Origin of the sequence: Spongiimicrobium salis, from assembly GCF_043678055.1 — a bacterium.
Taxonomy (GTDB): Bacteria; Bacteroidota; Bacteroidia; order Flavobacteriales; family Flavobacteriaceae; genus Spongiimicrobium; species Spongiimicrobium salis.
The window spans coordinates 1-974 of record NZ_JBHEQA010000021.1 but is presented as its reverse complement, the minus strand read 5'-3'; the positions used below and the strand labels follow the sequence as shown (position 1 = coordinate 974).

Below are 974 nucleotides of genomic sequence, written 5' to 3'. Positions count from 1 at the left end.
CCGTTACCAGCAATATTTTTTAATCTTAATTATTTTAGTAAAAATGAGAGCAAAAATTACAATTTTTAATCTTTTAGTATTAATAATTAGTTCGAATACTTTTAGTCAAAATATTGACTTTAAACTTATAAAGGCTATAAAAACAAATGAATTACTATTAGACAGAAATCTAGATAATGAGTTGGTAGATGTAGTCGATATTTTACCTGATGATAAAGTATATTTAATAATAACCGCAGAGATTAATAATACTAGTGAAAGCATTATAAAGCTCAAAAGAGATGATGTTACTATCGGGGAAGATAAACAAAAAGTTCTAGGTTATCTTAAGCTAACAGGACGAGGATATTTAAGATGGGGATTTGAAGGAGACTTGTTTGATGGGAAAAATTTTTTCACCTCAATTTTTGTAGTAGACTCTAAAATTACTAGTACTACAATAGATATAAAGGGGCAAAGCTTTTCGATACCTAAAATTCAAGAAGCATCTCCTCAATTAGAATGCTTGCCAAAAGTAACTGTTAATAAAAAAGAATATTTAAATGAGTTATCCTTTACGGATAAATATAGAAAAGCAAATAACCAATTTTATACTAAGAAAATAATTCCAAGAAATGGTAAATTGTTAAAAATTTCTCTTTCCTTAGAATTCTGTGAAAACTCCGAGTTTTTTAAACGAAAATCATTTCATTTTGAGCCAACTTTTTTCCAATTGGAAAGTTTAAATGGTAAACTTCATAACTGTATCGGTACTTTTTCTTTTGGAAAATATTCTGAAACCTCAACATTTAATATTCTAGGAAAAGATAAACTTGAGACAGATATCGTGCTGATATTTAATGTGCCTAATGAGGATAACTATACAATAAAATATTTAAATGAAAAAGTTTCTAAAATCTAAATTAGAATTAAAAAGCTGGTAACAATGTATAACAAATCATGGCACCCTTCGGGATGCTAAGCTTGTTATACTA

The 974-nt window shown here is 27.3% G+C and carries 1 protein-coding gene; it reads left to right on the top strand.

Annotation, left to right across the window (positions count from 1 at the left end):
- A partial coding sequence (locus tag ACEXOE_RS23700) for a hypothetical protein (protein ID WP_394751366.1) occupies nt 1–901 on the top strand: 901 nt, incomplete at its 5' end.
- Nucleotides 902–974: the final 73 nt, after the last annotated feature.